The sequence below is a fragment of the Streptomyces natalensis ATCC 27448 genome, from assembly GCF_000935125.1.
In the GTDB taxonomy this organism is placed as follows: Bacteria; Actinomycetota; Actinomycetes; order Streptomycetales; family Streptomycetaceae; genus Streptomyces; species Streptomyces natalensis.
Map to the genome: position 1 here is coordinate 80,339 of NZ_JRKI01000023.1, position 19,550 is coordinate 99,888.

A 19,550-nucleotide genomic window follows, 5' to 3' on the forward strand; every position below is an offset into this window, starting at 1 on the left:
CCGTCCGGCGTCGGTCACGGGCGGACGCTGCTGACCATGTCGGCGGCGCCGGCGAGCCCGTTGTGGATGTCGGGGGCCAGGCTGCTGCCCGCCAGATAGAAGCCGAGCAGGGCGCACACCAGGGCGTGCGAGAACTTGAGTTTTCCGCTGCGCAGGAAGATCACGGTCAGGATCACCAGCAGCAGGATGACGGAAATGGAAATGGCCATGGTGTACCTCCTCGGCCGCCGCCCGAACGGGCGGCCCTGAGTGGCCAGTTTGGCGTATTTCGGGGTATGTCCGGTTCGCCCTCGGGTACGCCAATCGGGTGATCACTGCGTGTCACCGGCCGGATTTCACCCCATTCGGCGCGGCAATGTGGCGCGCATCACGTCACTCCGGGCGACGGCGCGCGCAACGAAGTGCCGTCCTCGGCCGTCTTAGCGGACGCCGCTCTGGCGTACCGCCTACCCGCACCACCGACGAAAGCCCCTGCATGAGCCGATCCCCCTCCGCTGCCCGCCGCCGCATGCGGTGCGGTGCGCTCGCCCTGGTGTCGCTGCTCGGCGCCGGCGCGCTCACGGGGTGCGGGAGCGCCGCGGCCTCGGCGAGCGAGCGCAATGCGGTGCAGGTGGGACTGGGGGCGGCCGGCGGGACGCGGACGGTGCAGACCGGCGACCGGCTCCAGGTGACGGCACGCGGCGGTGTGCTGACCGAGGTGACGGTCACCGATCCACGCGGCCACCTTCTGTCGGGCGCGCTCGACCGGGGCGATACGGTCTGGACCTCCCGTGCGAGGGCCGCGCCGGCCACCAAGTACTCCGTCGTCGCCCGCACCAAGGATGCCCGGGGGGCGGCCGGAGAGATCAAGGAGTCGGTGACCACGGCAGCCGACGGACGGGAGACCGGACGGGCGAACGGGCCCCCCGCAGCCGACCCCTTTGCCAGCCCCCAAAGCAAGCCCACAAAGCCTAATGTGACGGAATGAGCACCGTGCAGGACCAGGATGAACTTTCGGCATGGCGGCGCTTCCGGCGCCGCGTGCCCAACGGCTTTGCCATCATTTTCAGCGTGCTGGGGCTCTTCTGCGCCCTGACAGCACTGATCGGACCCTTGCGGCACGGTCTCCAGCCGGTGATCTACTGGCTGGACACGCTGACGATCCCGGTGTCGACGAACTTCGCCTACGCCGCGTTCCTCTTCCTGCTCGGCGCGGCACTGGCCGCCCGTAAGCGGGTGGCTCTGTGGTTCCTGGTGGCCTACATGCTGCTGGTCGCCCTGGCCGATGCGCTGTTCCTCGTCGACGGCGCCTGGAATTACGCGTTCTCCCTCGTGCTGTGCACGGGCTCGCTGGCGCTGCTGCTCGTCGCGCACCGCGAGTTCTACGCGATCACCCGCCGCGGGGCGTTCCTGCGGGCCATCGGCGTACTGGCCGGCGGACTGGTGGCCGCGGTGCTGATCGGCTGGGGGCTGGTCTCGCTGTTCCCCGGCACGCTGCGGTCCGGCGGCGGCAACCGGCTGCTGTGGACCGTCAACCGCGTCAGCGGCGAGCTGGTCGTCGGGCACCCCTTCGCCGGACATCCGCCGCACTGGGTCGGCACGGTGCTGGGCCTGCTGGGTGCGCTGGCGCTGCTGAACGCCGCCGCCGCGCTGTTCCGCTCGCAGCGGATGGAGGCCGCGCTGCACGGCGACGAGGAGGCCCGTATCCGGGCGCTGCTCGCCCGCTACGGCAGCCAGGACTCGCTGGGCTACTTCGCCACCCGCCGCGACAAGGCCGTGGTCTTCTCCCCCAGCGGCAAGGCCGCCGTCACCTACCGCGTGGAGACCGGCGTCTGCCTGGCCAGCGGCGACCCGGTCGGCGACCGGGAGGCGTGGGGGCCGGCCATCGAGGCATGGCTGGACGTCGCCGGGCGCTACGGCTGGCAGCCCGCGGTCATGGGCGCGAGCGAGGACGGCGCCAAGGCGTTCGCCCGCGCCGGGCTGGGCGCGCTCCAACTGGGCGACGAGGCGATCCTGCACATCAAGGACTTCGACCTGGACGGCCGCGAGATGCGGGTGACCCGGCAGGCCGTCAACCGCGTCGAGCGCACCGGCGCCACCTTCCGGCTGCGCCGCCACTCGGCGCTGTCGGACGAGGAGATGCAGGAGGTCATCCACCGGGCGGACGCCTGGCGCGACACCGAGACCGAGCGCGGCTTCTCGATGGCGCTGGACCGGCTCGGCGACGAGGCGGACGGGGACTGCCTGCTGGCGGAGGCGTTCGACGGCGACGGCAAGATGATGGCGCTGCTGTCCTTCGTCCCCTGGGGCACGGACGGCATCTCCCTCGATGTGATGCGCCGCGACCGCAGCGCGCCCAACGGCGTCATGGAGTACATGGTCGCCCAGCTGTGCGCCCAGTCCGGGCAGCTCGGGGTGCGCCGTGTCTCGCTGAACTTCGCGGTGTTCCGTTCCGCCTTCGAGGAGGGCGGCCGGATCGGCGCCGGCCCGGTGCTGAAGTTCTGGCGCAAACTGCTGCTGTTCTTCTCCAAGTGGTGGCAGCTGGAGGCCCTCTACCGCTCCAACGCCAAGTACAACCCCGAGTGGTACCCGCGCTTCCTGTGCTACGCGGACGCCGGTGCACTGGCCCGGATCGGGCTCGCCTCCGGTATCGCCGAGGGCTTCGTCGCGGTCCCGAGCCTGGGCAAGCTGTGGGGCAAGGGGCACAAGAAGCGGGTGCTGGCTCCGGCGAGCACCGCGGGGCTGCCGTCGCTGGACGAGCTGGGGCTGGTGCACCGTCCGGCCACCGAGGAGGAGCAGCGCGCCGCGGAGCTGGCCGCGCTGCCCGAGCAGGTGCGGGTGCGCCACCACAAGCTGGAGCGGCTGCGCGAGGCGGGCACGGACCCGTATCCGGTGGGGGTCGAGCGCACCCACACCCTCGGCCAGGTGCGCGACGAGTACCCGGAGCTGACGGCGGGGGCGCGGACCGGACAGACCGTGAGCATCGCCGGGCGGGTACTGCTCACCCGCGACCACGGCGGGGTGCTGTTCGCGGTGCTGCGGGACTGGTCGGGCGATCTCCAGATCGCGCTGACCCGGGACGGCAGCGGCAAGGAGCTGCTCGACCGCTTCGGCTCGGACATCGATCTGGGTGACCACATCGAGGCCGAGGGCGAGATCGGCGCCAGCGACCGCGGCGAGCTGACCGTGTTCGTCACCCAGTGGCGGCTGACGGCCAAGTGCCTGCGCCCGCTGCCGGACAAGCGACGCGGTCTGTCCGACCCGGAGGCCAAGGTCCGTCAGCGGTATGTGGACCTGGTCGTCTCGCCGGATGCGCGCGAGACCGTGCGGGCGCGCAGTACGGCCGTCCAGGCGCTGCGCCAGGGGCTGATCGACCGGGGCTATCTGGAGGTCGAGACGCCGATGCTCCAGCAGATCCACGGCGGTGCCAACGCCCGGCCGTTCCACACCCACATCAACGCCTACGACCTCGATCTGTATCTGCGTATCGCACCGGAGCTGTATCTCAAGCGGCTGTGCGTGGGCGGTATGGAGAAGGTCTTCGAGATGGGGCGGACCTTCCGCAACGAGGGCATCTCCTACAAGCACAACCCCGAGTTCACGATGCTGGAGGCGTACCAGGCGTTCGCCGACTACGACGTGATGCTGGACCTGACCCGGGAGCTGATCCAGGGCGCGGCGGTCTCGGCGTTCGGCAGTGCGACGGCCCGTAAGGCCGATGCCGACGGCAAGCTCGTCGAGCACGACATCTCCGGGATCTGGCCGGTCAAGACGGTCTACGGCGCGATCTCGGAGGCGCTCGGCGAGGAGGTCGACGCGGACACCGAGCTCGATGTGCTGCGGCGGCTGTGTCTGCGCGCGGCGGTGCCGGTGAAGCCCGAGATGGGGCGCGGCGACATCGTGCTGGAGATGTACGAGCGGCTGGTGGAGGAGAAGACCACCCTGCCCACCTTCTACAAGGACTTCCCCACGGATGTCTCGCCGCTGACCCGTCAGCACCGCAAGGACCCGCGGCTCGCCGAGCGCTGGGACCTGGTCGCCTTCGGCACCGAGCTGGGCACCGCCTACTCGGAGCTGACCGACCCGGTCGAGCAGCGGCGCCGGCTGACCGCCCAGTCGCTGCTGGCGGCGGGCGGCAACCCGGAGGCGATGGAGCTGGACGAGGACTTCCTCCAGGCGCTGGAGTACGCGATGCCGCCGACCGGTGGTCTGGGCATCGGCGTGGACCGGCTGGTGATGTTCCTGACCGGTCTGTCGATCCGCGAGACGCTGCCGTTCCCGCTGGTGCGGCGCCGCTGAGGCGGCCCGGGCGGGAACATACCGTCAGGGCCCGATGACGGCGGGCGAAACGGCGGAGGCCACCACCTTTCGGGGGTGGCCTTCGCCGTTGGCGGGCACCTCCCACAGGTCGGCGCCGTAGTCGCCGGGCAGGGCGTACAGGAGGGTGCCGCGGTCGAGCCACAGGGCCTGGTCGTCCACGCTCGCCCGTTCGGCGAGCGGGGTCTCGCGGCCGCTGCGCAGGTCCAGGACGTACAGCCGCCAGGGCGCGTCCGCCCCCTTGGGCCGGATCCGCTTCTTGAAGGCGATCCGGGTGCCGTCCGGGGAGAGGGAGGGGCATTCGACGTTCTCGTGGACGGCGGTCAGAGTGTGGCGGGAGAGGTTGCCGCGGACGAGATAGGTGCGGCCCTGGGTGCCGAGGGTGGCGTAGAAGGTGGTGTCGTCGGCGGCGAAGGTCACGCCCCAGAAGTTGTCGTCGACCGCCTGGTGGCGGCGGCCGTCGATCAGGACCGTGAAGTCCTCCAGGTTGTCGTGGAGGGTATGGGTGCGGGTGTCGTAGAGCGCGGTACGGGTGGAGAAGGCGCCGCCCGCGTAGGAGTCGCCGCTGACGAACACCGTCCAGGCGACGAGCCGGCCGCTGGGCGAGACGCGGGCGCGGGTGGGGATGCCGGGCACCGGGAAGCGGCGTACGGGCCTGAGGCGGGAGTCCAGGACGACGGCCTCGTGGCCCGGTACCACTCCCCCGGTGGTGCGCAGGCAGATGCCGGTGCCGGCGGCGGCGTGGAAGCGCAGGCAGTCGCGCGGGGCGGTGGTGCGGGTGGCTCCGGGGGTGGTGAGGGGGACGGTGGCGAGATGGTCGCGCCGGGGTCCCCAGGCCAGGTTCCGGAAGATCAGTCGGCGGGGACCGCCCCCGAGGCGCACCTCGCCCTTCGTCACGGACGGCTGACCCGCATGGCTGCGGTCGCGTTCGGCGGCACGTCCGGCGGCGCGGTGTACGGCGAGGGCGGCGCCCGTCACCAGCAGGGCGGTGACCGCGAGCAGCACCGCCAGGCGGTGACGTACCAGGAACGGCGTCATACGGCGGCCTTTCCGGCGGCGGAGGACCGGTCGCGGACGAGGACCGGCAGGCAGAGCGCGAGCGCGGCGGCCAGCACGCCGGCCGCCCCGGCCAGGGCCGTCGCGGGCCCCAGGGCGGTCCAGGCCGCCCCGAAGAGGACCGCGGCGCCGAACCGGCCCACGGCCTGACCGGTCTGCACCAGGGCGAGCCCGCTCGCGCGCAGGGCGGGTGGGAGAAGGGGTGCGGTGGCGGCCATCAGGACCCCGTCGGTGGCGGCGTAGAAGACGCCCAGGAGGACGAACAGGGCGGCGGTCGCGGGGAGTTGGGCGCCACCGCCGAGGGGGACCAGCAGCAGGAGGTAGGCGGCGAGCAGGGCGCCGTGCCCGGCCAGGAAGACCCGCAGCCGCCCCACCCGGTCGGCGAGGCGGCCGACCGGGAGCGCGAGCAGCAGGAAGGCCGCCGCGGTACCGACCGGCAGCAGCGGGAACCACCGGGCGTCGAGGTGGTGGCGCTGCTGGAGGACGAGGTAGAGGAAGGCGTCGCTGAGGGTGGCGGCGCCCAGCAGGACGGCGGCCAGGCTCAGCCGGGGCACGCCGGGGGTACCGGCCAGGGTGCGCAGCGCCCGTACGAGGCCCGGGCGGGGAGGGTGCGCGGGGTGCCGGGGGGCGCGGGGCTCGCGGACGTACAGGGCCAGCAGCAGCACACCGAACACGGCGCAGCAGAAGCTGACCTGGAAGACCGCGTCATAGGCGTCCCGGGCCGGCCACAGGACGGCGAAGGCGGCGAGCGGGCCCAGGAGGGCGCCGGCGGTGTCCAGGGTGCGGTGGACGCCGAAGGCGCGGCCCTGGTCCTCGGGGGCGGTGGACAGCGAGATCAGGGCGTCGCGCGGGGCGCTGCGCAGGCCCTTGCCGGTGCGGTCGGCGGCCAGGACGGCGCCGATCGCCCAGGGGGTGGTGACGGCGAGCAGGCCGAGTTTGCAGACCGCGGACAGGGCGTAGCCGCTGCCCGCGACGAGTTTGCGGCGGTGGGTGCGGTCGGCGGCGTACGAACCGGCCAGGCGGACCAGTGCGGTGACGCCCTGGTAGACGCCGTCGAGCAGCCCGTAGGCGAGCGGGGTCATACCGAGGCCGGCGACCAGATACAGCGGCAGGACCGCGGTGACCATCTCCGAGGAGACGTCCGTGACCATGCTGACCAGGCCGAGGGCGACGACGGTGCCGGCGACGGCGCGGCGGATGCCGGGCCGGTCGCGGACGACACCGGCCGAGGCGTCGGCGGCGCGGCTGGACGAGAGATACACGGACGTCTCCTCCCGAGGGTGGATCAGCGGACGCCGGTGTCGAACACCCCGGTCACCGGGGTGGCCGTGGCGGCGTTGCCCGCGTGGCCGGTGCCGTACATGTCCTCGAAGGTGCGCAGGAGGCTGTAGTGGTTGTACGCCCCCGCGACATCGCCCTTTGTGACGTGGGCGCCGGAGAACACGGAGGCGATCTGGTTGGAGCCGAGGTAGTTGTCCTCGTCCCAGGTCAGCATCAGCAGGCTGTTGTGGTCCTTGGCCCACTGGGCGTAGGAGTCGAGGTTGTTCTTGATCCAGGTGTCACCGCTGGCGACGCCGCAGTCGTGCATGTCGTTGCACAGGTCCGGGATGACGAACGACAGCGTCGGCAGCGCGGTGAAGTCGTCCTTGGGGAACTGTGCGAAGGTCTTGCCGGTGGCGACGGGGACGTTGCTGAAGGCGAACCACGGGTTGTGCTTCTGCGCGTACTTGCCGCTGGAGCAGACCGTCGAACCCGCGCTGGGCAGGCCCTCGTTGTAGCTGCCGAAGGTCTTGCCCGCGGCGATCAGCTCCTGGCCGAGGTTGGGGGCGTTCATCGACCGGGCGGTGTAGCAGCTGTCGCCGGTGATGCCCTGGGTGGCGCCGGAGAAGAGGTTGAAGTAGTTCGGCTGGCTGGGGTGGGTGAGCGCCTTCATGCCGGTCAGGCTGGCGCCGCCCTGGGCGAGTTGGTTGATGTAGGGCGCCTCGGAGCTGCCGATGATCTCGCCGTACTGCTTGTTCTCGAAGACGACGATCACGACGTGGTCGTAGGCGGGCACGGCCCTGGTCCGGTGGGACGGGGTGGGGGTGTGGGTGTTGTGCGCCTGGGCGGTGGTGGCCGTGACGAGCAGGCCGAGCGCGCCGAGGGTCGCGGCCAGCGCGGTGCGCAGGCGGTGCGCGGGGGGTTTCGCGGGGGGTTTCGCGGGGGGTTTCATCGGGTCTCACTCCTTGTCGTACGGCTGGAGGAAGCCGCGATGCATGGTGGGGGCACCCTCGTGCAGTGTCAACGCACATGCGTGATAAGGGAGTTGAAGAACCGGAAAGGGAGTGGAGGACCCGGTGTGGAGGGAAGGGCGCCGGGCGGAGGGAGGGGGCGCCGGGGCGGCGGGCACCCGCTGCGGGGCGCGCCGCCGCCGCCGGAGCCCGCCCCCGGCGGCCGGGCCTCAGCCGCCCTTCAGGACCTCGGGGTTGGCGCAGTGTGCCAGCGGCTCGCCGCGCAGATAGCGGGCGACGTCCCCGGCGACGATCCGTGCGGCCTTGTGCGCGACCTGGCGGCTGCCGCCCGCGATATGCGGGGTGAGGACGGCGCCGGGAACGGTCAGCAGCCGCGAACCGGCCGGGATCGGCTCCTCGGGGAACACATCGAACGCCGCACCGGACAACTGCCCGGACTCCAGCGCCTCGCACACCGCGTCGTAGTCGAGCAGCGCACCGCGGGCGCAGTTGACCAGCACGGAGCCGCGCGGCATGGCGGCGATCTGGTCGCGGCCGATCATGCCCCTGGTCTCCTCGGTCACCCGCGCGTGCAGCGAGACGATCCGGGAGCGGGTCAGCAGCTCGTCGAGCGTGACCTGTTCGGCGATGCCGGCCAGCATGTCGGGGCGGACGTACGGGTCGTGGACGAGGACATGGGCGCCCATCGCGGCGAGGATCCGGGCGACGCGGCTGCCGATGGCGCCGTAGCCGATCAGGCCGACGGTGGTGCCGTCGATCTCGATGCCGCAGGTGTCGTAGTCGTAGTAGTCGCCGCGCCAGACGCCGCGGCGCAGGTCGGTGTGGGTGTCGCCGACGCCGCGGGCCGCGGCGAGGAGCAGGGTGAGGGTGTGTTCCGCGGTGGCGGTGGCGTTGCGGCCGGGGGCGTAGCAGACGGCGACGCCGTGCCGGGTGGCGGCGTCGAGGTTGGCGTTGACCGGGCCGCCGCGGCTGGTGCAGAACAGCTTCAGATCGGGGCAGTTGGCGAGGATGCGGGCGGTGAGCGGGCCGTGTTCGGTGACGCAGATCTCGACGCCGCGCAGCGCCTCGATCATCTCGTCCTCGGTACCGGATGCCTCGCTGACCTCGGCGACCGGCCCGAAGGGGGTGTGCGGCCAGCCGAACTGCAACTCCCGGATGTCCAGCGGTGTTTCCCCTACAGCCGTCCTTATCGCCTCGGCGAACAGGCCGGGGCGGATGAAGTGGTTGCCGGCGGCGAGGACGGTGGTGCTCATGGTGGGGCGTCTCCTGAAAGGGGTGGTGGGGTCAGTGGAGGGCGGGGGTCTGGGTCGGCGCGGGGGTGTTGAAGCTGAGCAGGGCGGTGTGGCCGTGGGCGAGGCGGATCTCGGTGAGGGCGCCGTTGTCCAGCCGGGGGAAGACCCGGCGGTAGTCGGCGAGCGGGATGCCGAGGAGGTGGCACAGCAGCAGCCGCAGCAGGGTGGAGTGGGCGACGACGAGGATCCGGCCGGAGGGCTCGTCGCGGGCGAGGTCGGCCAGGCAGGCGGCGGCGCGTTCGGCGGCGCGGCGGGGGTGTTCGCCGCCGGGCAGATGGCAGGCGACCGGGTCGGCGAGGAAGTCCGCCAGCTCCCGCGGGAAGCGCTCGCGCATCTCGTCGCGGGTCAGGCCCTCGCCGCGGCCGAAGTCGACCTCGTAGAGCCGCTCGTCGGTCTGCGGGGCCAGGCCGCAGGCGTCGGCGGCGGGCTCGGCGGTGAGCCGGGCGCGGGAGAGCGGCGAGCTCCAGACGGCGGTCAGGCCGGCGGTGGCGGCCCAGGCGGCGAGCGTGGTGGCCTGGTCGCGGCCGTGGTCGGTCAGGGGCACGTCGGTGCGGCCGGCATAGCGGTTCTCCGCATGCCAGACGGTTTCGCCGTGGCGTACGAGGATGAAGTCGGTCACGGAGCGGCCCTCCTGCGGGCATGTGCGGCCACGGCCTGGTCGAGCCAGCCGCGGCGGGTCAGTTCGTCGACGAAGCGGAGGTAGACGGGGGTGTAGCGGGCGGTGCGCGCCGGGGACGGCTCGATCTCGGCTGCGATGCGGACCATGGCAGCGGCGGCCTCCTCCAGGCCGGCGCCGCCGGAGGTGGCGGCGAGGACGGCCATGCCGACGGCGCCCTCGGCCTGTTCGGGCAGGCGTACGGGGCGGCCGAGGACATCGGCGCGCAGACGGCACCAGTAGTGGTTGCGGGCGCCGCCGCCGGTGAGGGTGAGCGGACCGTCGACGGGGGCGCCGAGGTGGTCGAGATAGTCGAAGCAGAGCCGTTCGAGGCAGGCGAGGCCGAGGAGGTAGGCGTGGAAGGCGGCGGGCCGGGTGGGGACGTCTCCGAGGATGAACGGTTCGGCCTCGGGGGCGCGGAAGGGGAAGCGTTCCCCGCCGGTGGAGACCAGGGGGTAGGCGACGGCGTCCGCGTCCAGGGCGGCGGCCTGTTCGGTGAGCACATCGAGGTTCTCGCCGTGGAAGTACTGGGAGAGCACTCCGGCGCCGCTGCTGGACGCTCCGCCCGGCAGCCAGCGCTCCCCCGGGCCGCGGTGGCAGTAGACGACGCCCGCCGGGTCCCGGACCAGGTGCGGGCTGCTGCCCTTGAGGACGAGGGTGGTGCCCAGGACGGAGTTCCAGGCGCCGGGTGCCAGGGCCCCGGCGCCGATCTGGGCGGCACAGCCGTCGGTCATCCCGGCGACGACGGCGGTGCCGGGCGGAATTCCGGTGGCCTCGGCGGCCTCGGCGCAGACCGTGCCCAGCACCGTTCCCGGCCGTACGACCTCGGGCAGCAGGTCCCCGGGCACCCCGAGGGCGTCCATCACCCGCTCCGGCCAGCGCTCCTCGACGAGGTGATAGCCGGTCTTGAGGGCGTGACTGGCGTCGGAGGGCACCTGGTGTCCGGCCAGTTTCCAGGTCACCAGGTCGGCCTGGTGCAGCAGCCGGGCGCCCCGGGCCGCCTTCCCCTGCTCCAGCAGCCAGCGGAGCTTGGGCAGCGCCCAGGTCGGCTGCATGCTCCGGTAGCCCAGCTCCTGCCAGACCTCCCCGCCCGCCGCGTTGACGGCCCCGGTCTGGGTGTCGGCGCGCCCGTCGTCGTACATCAGGCCTGGGGTGAGCGGGGTGCCGTGGGCGTCGGCGAGCAGGATCGTGCCGGAGGTGCCGTCGACGGCGAGGCCGCGCACACGCCCGGTGTCGATGCCCGCGAGCGCCTCCCGGCATGCGGCGGCGAGAGCCGACCACCACTCCTCGGGGTCCTGCTCGTGCCGTCTGCCCTCGCGGCGGCCGGCCAGCGGGCGGGCGGCCGAGGCGAGGACCTGGCCGGTGCCGTCGACGGCGACACAGCGGGCGCTCTGGGTGCCGAGGTCGAGGCCGAGCCAGATGCCGTCGAGGGCGGAGGTGCGGGGGTCAGACACGGGTGCCTCCGGCAGAAGGGGTGACGCGCGGACGGGGAAACCAGCGGGCGCCGCTGCGCCAGCCGGCCTCCCTGGCCAGGCCGCGCCAGGCGAGGAAATCCTCGTAGAGCTCGCTGTAGAACGCCGCGCGCTGCGGATCGGGCTGCCAACTGCGGTTCATCCGGACGTACTTGTCGGCCGCACGGTGCATGCTGGACTCGGCCCCGGTACGTACCAGACCCGTCAGGAACGCCCCCTTGGCGCCGAGTTCGGTGTCGCCGGAGCGGGCCGTGGGCACACCCGTCGCGTCGGCGATCAGCGCGCACCAGGCGTCGCTGTTGGCGCCGCCCCCGCACAGTCGCAGTTCGCTGACGTCCGTACGTGCGGCGGCCAGCGAGTCGCGCAGCACCAGCGAGAGGCCGTCGAAGACCGCGCGGGCCAGGTCGGCGGGGGTGTGTTCCAGGGACATGCCCCAGAAGGTGCCGCGGGCGCGCGGATCCAGGAACGGGGCGCGCTCACCGGCCGGTGAGAGATACGGCAGAAAGGTCAACCCGCGGGCGCCCGGCTCCGAGGCGAACGCCAGCTGTGCCAGCTCGGGCGGGCCGGGCAGATGCAGCAGCCGCGCCGCCCAGGTGAGCACCTCGGCGCCGTTGAGCGTGGGGAAGGCGCGCAGCACCCGCTCCCGGCCGCGGTAGGCGATATGGATCCCGGACGGTTCGCCGCCGGTGTCGATCTCGGTGCGGACGATTTCGGTGCACAGGGTGGTGCCCAGGATGCTGCACGCCTGGCCGGGGTTGACCACGCCGACTCCGCGGGCGGTGGCGGCGATGTCATAGGGGGACATCACCACCGGCAGCCCGGCGGGCAGGCCCAGTTCCCGTCCTGCCGGGCCGGTCAGCTCGGCGATCCGCTCCGATTCGCCGAGCACGGTGGGCAGCAGCCGCCGGCAGTCGCTCAGCCCGAACAGCTCCAGGATGGCGGGGTCGTACTCCCCGGTGGAGTGGTCCAGGAACGGGGCGGAGGCATCGGATTCATCGCTGGCCCGCACACCGGTCAGGCGCAGGAAGAGCCAGCCGGCGGCGGTCAGCGAGGTGGCGGAGCGGGCGAGCCGGTCCGGGTCGTGGGCGGCGAGCCAGGCGAAGAGGGCGTTGGGCATTCCGGTGCAGGTCAGCGAGCCGTTGCGGCGGAAGGCCGCCTCCAGCAGGCCGTCGCGCTGCCAGCCGGTGAGCAGCTCCCCGGCACGCCCGTCGGACCACAGGATGGCGGGTCCGGTGGGGCGGCCGCGGTCGTCGACGAGCCAGGCGCCGTCGCCCTGTGCGGTGAAGGACACCAGCCAGACCGGATCGGCCAGCCCGTCGAGGACCTCGCGGACGGTATGGACGACGGCACGCCAGACGGCCTCCATGTCCTGTTCGGCCCAGCCGGGGTGCGGGCGCAGGACCTCGGTGGCGTGGCGGGCGACGGCGATCTCGGTGCCCTGGTCGTCGAAGACGACGGACTTGATCACCGTGGTGCCGACGTCGATGGTCAGTACGGACATCAGTGGGGTCCTCTCACGCCGGAGCCGAGGCGGCGGCTTCGGCACCGGCGTGCGGTGCACCGGCCGCGGCGGGCGACTCGTCCGGCAGCTTCAGGAAGAGCGCGAGCACAGTGCTCACCGCATACATCCCCGCGAAGATCCACACCACCCCGGCGACGCCGAGCGGGCCCACGAAGGCCGCGACCACGGCGGGGCCCACGAAGGTGCTGGCGCCCGCGCCGAGGTTGAGCGCGGCCAGGGCCTGGCCCTTGTGGCGCGGTTCCATACTGGGCACCAGCGCCGACAGCGGTACGTATCCCGCCAGCGTAGCCCCGTAGAAGGCGGCCACCAGCAGGGCGAGCGGGAAGTTGGCGCCCGCGGCGTCGGGGACGTAGAAGAGCAGCAGGGTGCTCAGGGTGCAGCCGGCGCCGCCGAACCAGGCGATGGTGCGGCGCCATCCGAGCCGGTCGCCGATCACGCCGAACAGCAGGTTGGCGAAGATGTTGGTCGCGAACATCGCGCTGAGCAGGTGCAGCCACTGGGTCAGGCTGAAGCCGACCGTTTTGGTGAAGTGGATCGGCATGATCACGAAGAAGCCGAACTGTGAGGCGGTGTTGATGACCCGCACCACCGAGCCCATGCCGACACGGGGGTTGCGCCACAGGATGGTGATGCTGCCGACGAGGGTGGCCAGCGGCCCCTCGCCCGTACCGCGCGGCCGCTTGCCGCCCCGGGTGTCGCGGACCAGCAGCAGGGCGAGCAGTCCGCCCGCGGCGACGAGGGCGAGGGCGGCCCACAGGGTGGCGTAGGCGCCGATGTGCGGGATGAGTCCGCTGGCGACGAGCGAGCCGAGCGTGGGCAGCCCGCCGGTGAAGGCGAACCAGAACCAGCCCATGGCGGTGCCCAGCCGGGCGCCGGGGGCCACCGCGGCGATCCAGACCAGGAAGCCGTACGCGAAGAGGGGGTAGCCCAGGCCGCGCAGCCCGTAGCCGAGCATCATCAGCGGATAGCTGCCCAGGGGGAGGGCGACGGCCAGGAAGACCAGCTGGAAGACGGTCCAGACGGCCAGACCGGTCCACATGACGCGGCGCGGGCCCCACAGGTCGGAGAGGACCCCGGAGAGCCAGGCGGCGATTCCGGCGGCGATGCCGTAGACCGTGAAGAGCAGGGCGACGCGGGATTCGGAGAAGCCCCGGTCGGTCAGGTACGGCGAGAGATAGCCCGACTCGACCCCGTCTCCGATCATGAAGAGCAGGAGCCCGAGGTACCCCCAGACCAGGGTCGGCGGGATGCCCAGGCGAGCGAGCGGCGAACGCGGCGAGGCGGGAGGAGAGTTCGTCATCGAATCTCCCTTTCTGCGGCGGCGGGGCAGGAAGGTGCGGGGGGGTGACGGGGAGGAACGCAGTGATGGAACCGCCGCGTGGAACGGGGGGTCAATGGCCGCCGGAATGTTCGCATCGGCGCCGCGACCAGCCATGATGTGTCGCACCGGAACCGCATGTGGACAGGGCCGCGGTCCGGCGCGCAGTGTTAAATCCGTGCGAACATAACGCGGCGCATTCACGTGGTGGATCACGCGGCCGCCTTCGCGGTCGCACGGTCGATCGCCCGTCGAGGGCGGAGGGAGGACGCGGTGGACCGGGTCGAGGCCCAGGAGGAGCGGCGGCGGCGGATGCGCGAGCGCGTCATCGCCGGCGGGTTCGTCCGCACCTCGGATCTGGCCGAGGAGTTCGGGGTCAGCCTGATGACCGCACACCGCGATCTGGACGCGCTCCAGGCGCAGGGCTGGCTCCGCAAGGTGCGCGGCGGGGCGACCGGGCTGCCGTCGGCGCAGTTCCACGGCAGTGTCGCCGAGCGGATGGCGACCATGGCGGCGACCAAACAGCAGCTGGCGCGGGCCGCGGCGACGCTGCTGGTCCCCGGGCAGACCGTGCTGCTCGACGACAGCACCACCTGTCTGCTGCTGGCCCACCAGGCCGCGGAGCACGCCCCGCTGACCGTGATCACCAACTCGCTCCCGGCGATCACCACCCTCGCCAAGGAGCCGGGCATTGCGCTGATCACGCTGGGCGGCGCCTACTTCCCGGCGTACGACGCCTTCATGGGGCTGCACACCGCGGACGCCGTACGGGCGTTTCGGGCCGATGTCCTGTTTCTGTCCACCACGGCCGTCACCAACGGCCGCTGCTACCACACCTCACCGGAAACGGTGCAGGTCAAGCGGGCGATGATGGAGAGCGCGGCCCGCCGGGTGCTGGTCGCCGACCACACCAAGTTCACCAAGGACGGCCTGTACGCGCTCGCCCCGCTGACCGATTTCGAGCTGCTGATCGTCGACGACGGTCTCCCGGCCGAGCAGCTACGGTCGATACGGACGGCCGGCACCGAGGTCATGGTGGTGCCGCAGCGGGGGTGAGGGCGCGGCAAGGGGCGGGCACACCGGCCCGCCCCGCCGCTTTCCGGCCCCTTCGGGGGCGCGCCTCACATGCCGTTGGAGCCCATCCCACTGGAGCCCATCCCGTCCGAACCACCACCGTTCGCCCCATGGCCGCCGGGGTTGCCGGAGTCGCCGGAGCTCTCCGGCGCCTTGTCGACGTTGCTGTCCGCAGTCTGCGAGATCGTCCCCGAACCGCCCATCATGTCGGAGCCCGACGGACCCTGGTCCGACGGACCCGACTGCTCCTGTCCCAGGAGCGAACCGAGACCGTGGGGGATCGAGTTGTCGGCGGCGGCGATGCCGGCGCCGCCGAAGAGGGCGGCGGCGGCCAGGGTCGCAGCGAAAAGGGCCGTGCGCATACGCATGTTTTCTCCTGAGAAGCCGAGACGGTGGTCAGCCTCTGTACTTCCCGGCACCGTCCCCCCGATACGGGGCACCGGCGAAAGATCACTGCACTGGCTGTCTGCGCACCTCCGCCCTGGTGACGGCCAGTCAGGATCCGTTGTCAGGAACCGCCCCTCTTCAGCGACAGGTGCCATTTGGCCAGCGCCTCGTCGACCGGCTGGAAGATGGTGATGGTGTCGCCGCCTTCGGTGCAGGTCGCGGTGCCGCCGCCGGAGTGGATTCCCACGGCCTTCGGGGAGCCGGGCTGGGTGACGTAGGAGCCGCCCGAATCGCCGGGCGCCGAGCAGGCGTTGGTGAAGGACAGTCCCTCGACGATGGCGGTGCCGTAGTCCACGGTCTGCTCGGAGCGGGTGATCTCCCCGCAGTGCCAGCCGGTGGCCTCGCCCGAATGGCACACGGACATCCCCGTCACGCCCTCCTGGGATCCGGTGACGGCGACCGGCTGGCCGCCCTGCCCGGCCACGTTCGGCGACAGGGTCCAGCCGTCCCCGTCGACGGTGACCAGCCCGAAGTCACCCTCGCGCCCGATCACGCTGTGCCCGCCGCCTTTGTTGGAGGTGCCCATGCGGGTGCCGTCCTTGCCGAACGCGTCCTGATCGATGTCGTCCGTGCAGTGACCCGCCGTCAAAAAGCCCTGGAGGCCGCCGGGTCCGGTGACCGAGAAGCCGATGGAGCAGATGCCCTCCTTGCCGGGCATCCAGCGTTCGCCGCCGATGACGGGGCCGCCCTGCTGGCGCGGCGCCTGGTCGCTGCGCTCGACGGTGACGGGGATGCGGGAGGGGGCGGCCATGGAGCGTACGGCGTTCTCGAAGGAGTCGGTCGCCCGCCCGGCGGAGCGGCGGTCCACGCGGACCACGACCCCGTTGGCGCGCTCGTCCACACCCCAGCCGGTGACGCCCGGTACGCCCTTGCCGGCCCGGGTGCTGATCTGGCGGGTCATTTCGGTGAGCGCGGCGCGGCTGTGGGTGACGGTCTTGGGCAGCGCGCCGGCGGCCCGTACCCGCGCGGCGTCGCCGGGGACGGTGACCGCGACGACCAGCTTGCCGACGTTCTTGTCGAACCACATACCGGCGGGTGGTGCGGAGAGCACCCGGCGCACCGCGGCGGCGGCCCGCTGCGCCTCGGCCTCCTGGGCCAGCCGGGTGCGGGCCTGGTCGGGCGTCAGGCCCAGGTCGCGGCGCATCGCGTCGAGCATGCCGCGGGGCGAGGGCTGGGGCGTGGGGTCGGGCCGCGGCGTGGCGTGCGCCGGGCTGAGCGGGCCGGTGGCGGCCAGAACGGCGGCCATGGTGGCGCCCCAGAGAGCGGCCTTGCGGAAGCGGCAGTGCATCGGGGATCTCCTCGCGGGTCGAATACGCGTCGAAGCCGTTCCGCCGAGCCTCGTTGACCGCGCGACGTGCGGCATCGCGGAGATCGCCTGCATCATGGTCCGATGAGCGCACGGTCCGACCGTCAAATCCCCGTTCCCTGCGGGCCGCAGGCCCTGGCCGGGCTTCCCGCGGAGCTGCGCAACGTCAGCTACTCGGCCGCCCGCCATCCGGGAGCCGGGCCACCTGAATGCACGTCATCCGCCGGGGATGCGGCCGCTGCCCTCGCCGGGGGCGCGAACTGCCAGCGCTACGCCTACGCCGTCCTCCGGCACTTCGGCCTTGTGGTGCCGCCGCTGCGGTCGGCGGAGCTGTGGGCGGACGAGCGGGCGACGGTACGCGCCACACGGCCGCGGCCGCTGGACCTGGTGCTGTTCGACGGCGGGCCGGTGGCGGGCCGTCCCACCGGGTACGGCGCCCATGTCGGGGTCCATCTGGCGCCCGGTCAGGTGCTGCATCTGTGCAAGGAGGTCGGGCGGCCCGCCGTGTGGACCTACGCGGACTTCGCGGCGCGGCCGCGGTATGCGCGCTTCCTGGGAGCCAAGCGGGCGGTCGGGGCCGCCCGGGGGTCAGGGCCCTTCTGATGGGTCTCCGTGGCGTCGCGACGCCGCGGAGACCCATCAGAAGGGCCCTGGCCCCGCCGCCGGGCTCAGAAACCGCCGTCGAAGCCCCCGCCGCCACCGCCGTCGAAACCGCCGCCGTCGCCGAAGCCGCCCCCGAAGTCGTCCGGGTTGAAGTCGGATCCGGTGACGTCGCCGCCCTCGGCACCCGACGGGCCGCCGAAGTCGGCGCCGTAGGCGGGGGACGACATCATCAGGTTGCCGAGCATGGTGCCCACCAGAAGGCCGGGCAGCAGGCCGCCGCCGAAGTAGCCGCCGGCCCAGGGGGCGTAGGCCGGGCCCGCGTCCCAGTAGGGGCGGTCGCCGCTCTCGGTGCGCACGGTACGGGCCAGCGGCTCTCGGCCGTCGTCCAGACGGCTCTTGTCCGCGGCGCAGACCGGCACGGTGCGCTCGGCGCCGCCGGACGGTGCCCACGCGACGTCGACGACGGACGGCCCGTGCCGGGGGTCGAAGAAGCAGGGCAGCCGGCGCTCGGGCAGCGGCCGGCCCTCGCGCCGGGCGGCGAGGGTGGCGAGCGAGAACCGGCCGTCCTCCAGGGCCCGGGTCACGGACTGGACGTCGCCGGGCCGTTCGGCCCGGGTCATCGCCGACTTGGCGTTCTCGTAGGCGTCCAGGGCATGGCTGTAGTCGGCGCGCATCGCGTCGTCGGCGCCGGGCTCGCCGGGGTTGAAGTCGAGCCGGTCCAGCTCTTCGCCGAAGGCGGTGATGTCCTCGTCGACGACGACCCGCAGGTCTTCGAGCGCGGCGCGCTCCTCCTCGGCGCGCCGGCGGCGCTGGCGGCGGGCGAGGGCGTACGCGCCGCCGCCGCCGATGACGACCAGCGCGCCGAGGCCGACGAGGGTGCCGGTGTCGATGCCGGAGTTCCCGCCGCCGCCCCAGGAGGACGGGGCGTGGCCCATGGCCTGCTGGTCGGCGATGTCGACGAAGCTGTTCAGGCGCTGGGAGACGGTGGGGTAGTCGGAGCGATTGACCGAGCCGACCAGGTTCGTCACCGCGCCGTGCGGCATCACCCGGGGGTCGGCGCCGGCGTTGAAGCCGTTGCCCAGCTCCACGGCGTAGACGCCGCTGATGCCGACCTTGGTGCGCAGGTCCTGGAGCAGCGTCTTGGGCGGGTATTCCGCGGCGCGGGGCAGCACCGCGACGAAGATCGGCTTGCCGGAGTTCTTGATCTTCTTGGCCAGTGCGTCCGCGTCGGCCTTGGGGAACTGACCGGCGGCGCGGGGATCGACGTAGACCGGTCCCTGTTTGAGGGCGGCCGCGGCCGCATCGAGGCCGCCGGTGGCGCGGGCTCCGGGGGCCAGCACAGTGATCACGGCCAGTAGCGCGGCCACCAGCAGGAGCACCGGGGCGAACGGTGCGCGTCGGGTTGCGGTCCTCGTACCGGTCTTCATGTCTACGACGCTACCTGAACGGCACTTTTCAGACAGCGCCGGTGACGGGGCCGGTACAGGAGGGCCGCGGGAGGGCCGTTGGAGTGACCGGAAGCCGACGGCCGAGGAGGCAGTATCGCGGCGGCGGGGCGGTCTGTCGCGCCGGGCGTGACCATCCAGGTGGTCGCTCAGCGTGGCGTTTTTGATGATGAAATGACCGGGGATGTTCCAGTTCGCCCCTCCCCCGGGGAATTTCCGCCCCCTGAGGAAACGAGACCTGGATGCGCTGGGCGACCTCGATGTTCAAGTCCATGGCCGCCGTCGCCGTCGCCACCGTCGGCGGCTGCCTGCTGGTGCTGGTGCTGCTCCCGTCGCACGGCACCCCCTGGCCGTCGGGCAAGGCCGATGTCCCGCCCGGTGCCGGGCCCGCCCGCGCGGACATCATGGGCCGCGGCGTCCCGGCCGCCCCCGCCGAGGCCAGCGGCCACGACGCCCCCGCCGGGCACTCCGCGCACTCCCGGCACACAGAGCCCGAAGAGGAGCCCCCCGCCCATGCGCCACCCCGCGGCTGGCGGATCGCGGTGAACGGACCGGCGCCCGGCCTCACCTTCCGGGGCAACGGCGGTTTCAGCGTGTCCTGGACGAACAACACCGGCCGCGAGGTGGACGTCTGGCTGACGGTGCGCCACGGCAACCGGATGCAGCGGATGGCGCAGGTCGCCCCCCGGGCCGGTGCCGGGCCCACCGGGGAGGCGCTGGTGTCGCTACCGCCGGTGGCGCCCGGCCGCGCCTATGCGCTGGAGGTGACCACCCAGGACGACATCGCCCATGCCTACAGCACGTCCTTCGCCGTCATCGCCTGACCACCGCCC

At 72.7% G+C, this 19,550-nt stretch carries 17 protein-coding genes; 5 read left to right on the forward strand and 12 right to left on the reverse strand.

Annotated elements, in window-relative coordinates:
• Nucleotides 1–14: 14 nt before the first annotated feature.
• The gene (locus SNA_RS14210; RefSeq protein WP_030064060.1) at nt 15–209 is read right to left on the reverse strand and encodes a hypothetical protein; all 195 of its coding nucleotides are present in this window, start codon (nt 207–209) and stop codon (nt 15–17) included.
• A 266-nt stretch (nt 210–475) separates the two neighbouring features.
• Between SNA_RS14210 and SNA_RS14215 the strand changes: the two genes are divergently transcribed.
• Together SNA_RS14215 and lysX are read left to right on the forward strand one after the other, a co-directional pair.
• Entirely contained in the window at nt 476–967 is a 492-nt protein-coding gene (locus SNA_RS14215) for an Ig-like domain-containing protein (protein ID WP_157879910.1), read from the forward strand.
• Nucleotides 964–4,278, forward strand: a complete 3,315-nt coding sequence (lysX, locus tag SNA_RS14220; protein WP_030064058.1) for a bifunctional lysylphosphatidylglycerol synthetase/lysine--tRNA ligase LysX — start codon at nt 964–966, stop codon at nt 4,276–4,278. Before SNA_RS14215 ends, lysX begins: the two co-directional genes overlap by 4 nt.
• Before the next feature lie 24 nt (nt 4,279–4,302).
• On the opposite strand, the gene SNA_RS14225 is transcribed toward lysX, so the two are convergent.
• From SNA_RS14225 to SNA_RS14260, 8 genes are all read right to left on the reverse strand, one after another.
• Nucleotides 4,303–5,334 carry a TolB-like translocation protein gene (locus SNA_RS14225; protein ID WP_030064057.1) on the reverse strand — a complete coding sequence of 344 codons (1,032 nt, stop codon included), beginning with the start codon at nt 5,332–5,334 and terminating at the stop codon, nt 4,303–4,305.
• Complete coding sequence (locus SNA_RS14230; RefSeq protein WP_030064056.1) at nt 5,331–6,614, reverse strand: MFS transporter; 1,284 nt, start codon at nt 6,612–6,614, stop codon at nt 5,331–5,333. The genes SNA_RS14225 and SNA_RS14230 overlap by 4 nt, the downstream gene beginning before the upstream one ends.
• 23 nt (nt 6,615–6,637) lie before the next feature.
• Nucleotides 6,638–7,564, reverse strand: a complete 927-nt coding sequence (locus SNA_RS14235; RefSeq protein WP_078969907.1) for an alkaline phosphatase family protein — start codon at nt 7,562–7,564, stop codon at nt 6,638–6,640.
• A gap of 228 nt (nt 7,565–7,792) precedes the next feature.
• Nucleotides 7,793–8,836: a 2-hydroxyacid dehydrogenase gene (locus SNA_RS14240; protein ID WP_030064054.1), complete on the reverse strand. Its 1,044-nt coding sequence runs from the start codon at nt 8,834–8,836 to the stop codon at nt 7,793–7,795.
• A gap of 31 nt (nt 8,837–8,867) precedes the next feature.
• The gene (locus SNA_RS14245) at nt 8,868–9,494 is read right to left on the reverse strand and encodes a histidine phosphatase family protein (protein ID WP_030064053.1); all 627 of its coding nucleotides are present in this window, start codon (nt 9,492–9,494) and stop codon (nt 8,868–8,870) included.
• On the reverse strand, nt 9,491–10,984 hold the full coding sequence (locus SNA_RS14250) for an FGGY-family carbohydrate kinase (RefSeq protein ID WP_030064052.1): 1,494 nt from the start codon (nt 10,982–10,984) through the stop codon (nt 9,491–9,493). Before SNA_RS14250 ends, SNA_RS14245 begins: the two co-directional genes overlap by 4 nt.
• Nucleotides 10,977–12,503 carry an FGGY-family carbohydrate kinase gene (locus SNA_RS14255; RefSeq protein ID WP_030064051.1) on the reverse strand — a complete coding sequence of 509 codons (1,527 nt, stop codon included), beginning with the start codon at nt 12,501–12,503 and terminating at the stop codon, nt 10,977–10,979. Before SNA_RS14255 ends, SNA_RS14250 begins: the two co-directional genes overlap by 8 nt.
• Before the next feature lie 13 nt (nt 12,504–12,516).
• Nucleotides 12,517–13,824: an MFS transporter gene (locus SNA_RS14260; protein ID WP_030064050.1), complete on the reverse strand. Its 1,308-nt coding sequence runs from the start codon at nt 13,822–13,824 to the stop codon at nt 12,517–12,519.
• 291 nt (nt 13,825–14,115) lie between these two features.
• Here SNA_RS14260 and SNA_RS14265 point away from each other — a divergent pair, with 291 nt between their 5' ends.
• Nucleotides 14,116–14,898, forward strand: a complete 783-nt coding sequence (locus SNA_RS14265) for a DeoR/GlpR family DNA-binding transcription regulator (RefSeq protein ID WP_030064049.1) — start codon at nt 14,116–14,118, stop codon at nt 14,896–14,898.
• A gap of 65 nt (nt 14,899–14,963) precedes the next feature.
• On the opposite strand, the gene SNA_RS14270 is transcribed toward SNA_RS14265, so the two are convergent.
• Both SNA_RS14270 and SNA_RS14275 read right to left on the reverse strand, forming a co-directional pair.
• Nucleotides 14,964–15,284: a hypothetical protein gene (locus SNA_RS14270; protein ID WP_052808912.1), complete on the reverse strand. Its 321-nt coding sequence runs from the start codon at nt 15,282–15,284 to the stop codon at nt 14,964–14,966.
• 140 nt (nt 15,285–15,424) lie between these two features.
• Nucleotides 15,425–16,651, reverse strand: coding sequence for a S1 family peptidase (locus SNA_RS14275; protein ID WP_030064047.1), 1,227 nt, complete (start codon nt 16,649–16,651; stop codon nt 15,425–15,427).
• Between the two features lie 102 nt (nt 16,652–16,753).
• Between SNA_RS14275 and SNA_RS14280 the strand changes: the two genes are divergently transcribed.
• Nucleotides 16,754–17,272, forward strand: a complete 519-nt coding sequence (locus SNA_RS14280) for a CHAP domain-containing protein (RefSeq protein ID WP_030064046.1) — start codon at nt 16,754–16,756, stop codon at nt 17,270–17,272.
• A 65-nt stretch (nt 17,273–17,337) separates the two neighbouring features.
• Here the strand turns inward: SNA_RS14280 and SNA_RS14285 are convergent, their stop codons facing one another.
• Nucleotides 17,338–18,699, reverse strand: a complete 1,362-nt coding sequence (locus tag SNA_RS14285; protein WP_044365301.1) for a hypothetical protein — start codon at nt 18,697–18,699, stop codon at nt 17,338–17,340.
• Nucleotides 18,700–18,959: 260 nt separating this feature from the next.
• On the opposite strand from SNA_RS14285, the gene SNA_RS14290 reads away from it, so the two are divergent.
• Nucleotides 18,960–19,541, forward strand: a complete 582-nt coding sequence (locus SNA_RS14290) for a hypothetical protein (RefSeq protein WP_051877543.1) — start codon at nt 18,960–18,962, stop codon at nt 19,539–19,541.
• Nucleotides 19,542–19,550 lie beyond the last annotated feature (9 nt).

Coding starts and splice junctions, on each gene's coding strand:
- SNA_RS14260 (WP_030064050.1), bottom strand. CDS start 13,824: ATGACGAACTCTCCTCCCGCCTCGCCGCGTTCGCCGCTCGCTCGCCTG.
- SNA_RS14275 (WP_030064047.1), bottom strand. CDS start 16,651: ATGCACTGCCGCTTCCGCAAGGCCGCTCTCTGGGGCGCCACCATGGCC.
- SNA_RS14215 (WP_157879910.1), top strand. CDS start 476: ATGAGCCGATCCCCCTCCGCTGCCCGCCGCCGCATGCGGTGCGGTGCG.
- SNA_RS14240 (WP_030064054.1), bottom strand. CDS start 8,836: ATGAGCACCACCGTCCTCGCCGCCGGCAACCACTTCATCCGCCCCGGC.
- SNA_RS14235 (WP_078969907.1), bottom strand. CDS start 7,564: ATGAAACCCCCCGCGAAACCCCCCGCGAAACCCCCCGCGCACCGCCTG.
- SNA_RS14210 (WP_030064060.1), bottom strand. CDS start 209: ATGGCCATTTCCATTTCCGTCATCCTGCTGCTGGTGATCCTGACCGTG.
- SNA_RS14290 (WP_051877543.1), top strand. CDS start 18,960: ATGCGCTGGGCGACCTCGATGTTCAAGTCCATGGCCGCCGTCGCCGTC.
- SNA_RS14280 (WP_030064046.1), top strand. CDS start 16,754: ATGAGCGCACGGTCCGACCGTCAAATCCCCGTTCCCTGCGGGCCGCAG.
- SNA_RS14285 (WP_044365301.1), bottom strand. CDS start 18,699: ATGAAGACCGGTACGAGGACCGCAACCCGACGCGCACCGTTCGCCCCG.
- lysX (WP_030064058.1), top strand. CDS start 964: ATGAGCACCGTGCAGGACCAGGATGAACTTTCGGCATGGCGGCGCTTC.
- SNA_RS14255 (WP_030064051.1), bottom strand. CDS start 12,503: ATGTCCGTACTGACCATCGACGTCGGCACCACGGTGATCAAGTCCGTC.
- SNA_RS14225 (WP_030064057.1), bottom strand. CDS start 5,334: ATGACGCCGTTCCTGGTACGTCACCGCCTGGCGGTGCTGCTCGCGGTC.
- SNA_RS14270 (WP_052808912.1), bottom strand. CDS start 15,284: ATGCGTATGCGCACGGCCCTTTTCGCTGCGACCCTGGCCGCCGCCGCC.